The 4,405-nt window shown below is 57.2% G+C and carries 6 protein-coding genes; 1 reads left to right on the top strand and 5 read right to left on the bottom strand.

Annotation, left to right across the window (positions count from 1 at the left end; genetic code table 11):
- Positions 1–56: 56 nt before the first annotated feature.
- The 5 genes from NKI19_RS32565 to NKI19_RS32545 all read right to left on the bottom strand — a co-directional run bounded on the left by NKI19_RS32565 (position 57) and on the right by NKI19_RS32545 (position 4,061).
- Positions 57–236, bottom strand: coding sequence for a hypothetical protein (locus tag NKI19_RS32565; protein ID WP_352567695.1), 180 nt, complete (start codon positions 234–236; stop codon positions 57–59).
- A 239-nt stretch (positions 237–475) separates the two neighbouring features.
- Positions 476–928 carry a PaaI family thioesterase gene (locus NKI19_RS32560; protein WP_352567694.1) on the bottom strand — a complete coding sequence of 151 codons (453 nt, stop codon included), beginning with the start codon at positions 926–928 and terminating at the stop codon, positions 476–478.
- Positions 929–1,025: 97 nt separating this feature from the next.
- Positions 1,026–1,994, bottom strand: coding sequence for a 3,5-dioxohexanoate:acetyl-CoA acetone transferase (gene kce, locus NKI19_RS32555; RefSeq protein WP_352567693.1), 969 nt, complete (start codon positions 1,992–1,994; stop codon positions 1,026–1,028).
- A 260-nt stretch (positions 1,995–2,254) separates the two neighbouring features.
- The gene (locus NKI19_RS32550; RefSeq protein ID WP_352567692.1) at positions 2,255–3,856 is read right to left on the bottom strand and encodes a phytoene desaturase family protein; all 1,602 of its coding nucleotides are present in this window, start codon (positions 3,854–3,856) and stop codon (positions 2,255–2,257) included.
- 49 nt (positions 3,857–3,905) lie between these two features.
- Positions 3,906–4,061, bottom strand: coding sequence for a hypothetical protein (locus tag NKI19_RS32545; RefSeq protein ID WP_352567691.1), 156 nt, complete (start codon positions 4,059–4,061; stop codon positions 3,906–3,908).
- Between the two features lie 52 nt (positions 4,062–4,113).
- On the opposite strand from NKI19_RS32545, the gene NKI19_RS32540 reads away from it, so the two are divergent.
- Positions 4,114–4,405: hypothetical protein (locus NKI19_RS32540; protein WP_352951290.1), on the top strand; the 292-nt coding region annotated here is incomplete at its 3' end.

Raw genomic sequence — 4,405 nt, 5'->3', positions numbered from 1 at the left:
CGAGGATTCATTTCGGCGGGAGCACTCGTTATCTAGATGTTCGTAGCCAGTCGGTGTCATCGTCCGAGCCCCGCAAATGTCCGTTCCACAATCCATTGCCGCGACACCTCGAAGCCCTTTTCGTCGCCGGGCCGTTTGACGATTTCGAGCGCGAAGGGTCCGACCCTTTTCAGCGCCTCTCGGCTCGTACAGCCGCCATCGGCAAAGACATGGCGCAGCCACGGCCAGCGCTTCACGATGGGTCGCGAGAACTTGCGTCGCGCCGTAGCGATGCTCGACGGCTACACTGTGCACGACGGGTCCGACCAGAAGTCCGCCGGTCACGATGGGGATGCTGCTCAGGTGAACAGCAGCGCAGATCCGCGGACGGGGAATGGAATGGATTTGGAAAGAGAGAAACCGAAGAGGAGATCGGAAAGCTGCCGAGGAGAATACCTCGGTCTTAACGCAATGTGAGAATCTCGAACTGAGGTTGTCAGGTGTTGGCATCGATGTGGATTTGCGTTTGCCACACATGTGCGCAGATCCTGCCATGTACGTCCCGCACGACGGTGTGCCACACGGATGTCCGTCGGCCTATGTGAAGCGGTCGGCATTCGGCGACTATTTTCGCGCCTTCGCAGGCGCGCACGAAATTGGTCTTGGATTCGAGCGTCGCGGTTCTTTGCATGAGACTAAGATGTTGCAACGCGCCCATCGCGCCGAGGCTGTCCGCAAGGGACATAAGTATGCCTCCATGCACCGCGCCGCCAGAATTGATGTGTCGATTCTCGATTTCAATGTGTGCGGCGATGCGATCCGGGGACACCTCGTCGAGCTCAATCCCAAGAGCCTTCTGAAATCCTTGGGTCGGCATGCGCCTGATGTCATCTTTGCTCCACGGCCCTGGTCCAGTACGGATAGGATCGAGTTTTGTTATCTCGGTCATCGGGCGCTCCATTGCACGGGCCCTAAAGCCCAAAACCCTAGCACGACCAAGCCTTGAGATCGGTTATTACGGCCTGATATCGTGTTTCAAACGTCAATCACCGGCTATGTGCACTTTCGCCTGCAGCATCTGAGCCACCGGTGTTGGCCCGCCCTTTCAGCCCGAGCATCTGCCGGGTCTCGTCCGGTGTCGCGATGTCGAAGGACAAAAGGGTAAGGATATCCCGCATCCGCGTGACCTGCTCAGCATTGGACCGGGCGAGCCTGCCCTTGTCGAGGTACAGGTTATCCTCCATCCCCACCCTCACATTCGAACCCATCGTAGCACCCATGGTGCAGAAGCGAAATTCGTGTTTTCCGGGTGCAAGAACTGACCAGTGGTACTCCCTGCCGAACAGCCGGTCGGCGACGTTGCGCATGTGAGTCATATTGTCAGCGTCAAGGCCGATTCCACCACTGAACCCGAAGACAGTTTGGATGATGAAGGGTGGCGTAAGCAGGCCGATATCCGCAAAGTAAGCCACGTTATACAGGTGCCCCACGTCATAGCACTCGCATTCGAAGCGTGTGCCGCAGGCGCCGACCTCCTTGATCGTCCGAGTGATCATCTCCTCGGAGTTAGGATAAACTCGCGAGGGCGCCGCGGAGAACAGTTGCTGCTCCCAATCGTGCTGCCAGTGCTCGAACTTGTTGAGCATTCTCTGCCGACCGTATGGAGAAAGAGACCCCATGTTCAAGGAGGCTAGCTCTGGTTTGAACCGCAGTGCGGCGGCAATCTTGTCGTCCAGAGGCGTATGTGGTGCGCCGCTTGTCGTAATATTGATTATAACATCAGACTCTTCACGCACGCGATCGATTGCCGGCGCGTATACGTCTGGGTCGGGGGTAGGACGCCCATCTCGCGGGTCGCGCGCGTGGAAATGGACGATGGCCGCCCCCGCCGCCGCCGCGCCGATTGCCTGATCTGCGATCTGCTCCGGTGTGATCGGCAGATATGGCGACATTGTCGGCGTGTGTGCTGAGCCCGTCACGGCACAAGTGATTACTACTTTGCGTCCAGCAGACATGAAATTGCTCCCGTCGTTTGCTAAGTGATTTAATCGGACCGCGAACAAGAGTGCGAGCCGCGAGAGTTATTTGAAGAGGGGAAAGCTTATGATCGTCCGTATCGTCCGGCCCCAAGCGATACAAACTCCGCTCTTACACATAGTCGGAACTGCCACCCCGAATGGGATTCGGCGGGTCTAACGGGGACTGAAAAATAACGGGACTGAAAAGGAGCGAGTGGAACGCGGCAAGCGACCAGATTACCAGAGAGGACATGTCTTCACACCGCACGCCGACGTTTCCTTAGATCCTTCAGGATCTCCCGAGCTGCGTTGTGGCCAGGGACGCCGGAAACACCACCCCCGGGGTGGGTCGACGCGCCGCACTGGTAGAGGCCTCTGATCGGCGATCGATAATCCGAATAGTGAGGCACCGGCCGCATAAAGAACATCTGATCGAGGGACATGTCGCCGTGATTAATATGGCCACCGGGGATGTTGAGCTGCTCCTCGATATCCTCGGGCAGAAGGAGCTGCGTGTCGATCACACCATCGGAAAAGCTGGGGGCGAAGTAATCGATGGTCTCAAGGACCGATTTCAGGAATCTCGGGCGCTCCTGTCCCCAAGAGCCGTTCGTCAGTTTATAAGATGTATGCCCGCCATAGATTTGAACAATATGTTTCCCTTTTGGCGCTAGGCTAGGTTCGAGGACGGTCGGGATCGTCATGATCATGGACGGTCGCGAAGAATACCAGCCTGGTTTTGCCTCTTCATAGGCATGTTCGAGATATCCCATGTCTGGAGCGATCTGTACGATGGGCGGGCTTTCCATGCCCGTGTCCTGTTTTTTGAAAGAAGAGAACTGTGGAGCTCTCTCACATGCAATATTTAGCTTGAACGCGGCCCCGTTTGTCTTGAAACGGGCGATCTCGGAGATGAAGTCGCTTGGAAGGTCTTTCTCCGCCACGAGCTTGCTGAACAGCACTTTCGCGTTGAGGTTCCCCACCACGGTTCGCGCGACGTACTCTTCTCCGCGACTTGTTACGACGGAATTCACTCGGCCGTTGCGCGTCTGAATCTGCGTGACGTCGCAGTTGGTGAGTATCTCGACGCCATGCTCTTCAGCGCACCGAGCCATGGCCTTGGTGATGGATCCCATCCCGCCGACTACCTGGCCGCTGATGGCATCTTTCTCCGCACGGCCCGTGCTGCCGCCGTGCAGCGCAAGCCATGCGGACCCGTGAGTTTTGGGGCCGATCAGGCTTCCGCCCACTGCAAACGCGAATACAGCCTTCACTTCACTGCTTTCGAACCAACGGCTCAGATATTCATCGGAGCTTTGCGTGAAGAGGTCTATCAGTTTGTAGAAATCGCCACCCACATTACGGTGGCCCCACAGGAAGTTCGCCGTCTTCAACCGAGAGGTCAACGAGGTGGCGACGATATCGACGGGCGTCTGCAGTTTCAGATCGTGAACGAACTCCGAGACGCCTGAGAGATGACTGCGGAACTCAGGGTAGCGGGCGGCATCGGCGTGAGAAAACCGCGACAGCATCGCCTGCATCTGCCCGACGTCGCCACCCACCATCATTGAGCGCTTTTGGTCCACGGGGCGGAAAACGCGATAGTCGGCCTTTATGGATTGAAGCCCGTATTTCTTCAGTTCGAGGTCGTTGACCACCTTCGGATGCAATTGAGCAGCGACATATGAGAATACGGAAAAAGTGAATCCGGGCACGATCTCTTCGGACAGAGCTGCGCCGCCAACAACATGGCGACGCTCAAGCACCAGCACTTTCAGACCGGCCTTCGCTAGATAGCAGGCACAGGCAAGGCCGTTGTTGCCAGCCCCGATAACTATCGCATCAAAGACTTTGGACATGGAACCTTTCGACGCTCCCCAGTGCTTAGTTTTGTTGTCAAATCGCATGTCAGATTTGAGAGCTCAGGTAGAGGCGGCCCTTTTCCATCACGGCCCTGCCATCGACGATCACGCTGTCGGCAGGGATCATCGACGAGGAGAACGACAAAAAGATTCCCGTATCGTCACGCCCGGACAGGTGGGTGATGTCGCGGGCTTCCCTCATCACAACGTCCGCGCGGCTGCAGCGCCCAGACGGTTGAACATCGGTCCATCTCATGTTGCCCAAACATGGGCTCTGGTTCTTTATCAGCGACGGATGCTTGGCGAGCAACGCTTTGCTTGTTATGCGGGCTTCACTAATCATTATTCGCAATTCCTGCCCTGAATGCGCGTCGCTGAGCCGCCTGCAGGAGCGGACAAACCCAATTGGTGTCAAGCGGGGTGAGTCCAGCTTTGGCGATGCTGAGCGCGGCCTCGCTACCGTGCTGATGCTCTCGGTTGCAGTCACGATCCTGAATGCCCCATGGGATGCCTCACCCCCTGGCTGCTTGGCGCACGGCAAGGCCC

The sequence above is a fragment of the Mesorhizobium sp. M0751 genome, from assembly GCF_040320265.1.
Classification (GTDB): Bacteria; Pseudomonadota; Alphaproteobacteria; order Rhizobiales; family Rhizobiaceae; genus Mesorhizobium.
This window is presented reverse-complemented; position numbering and strand designations above follow the sequence as displayed.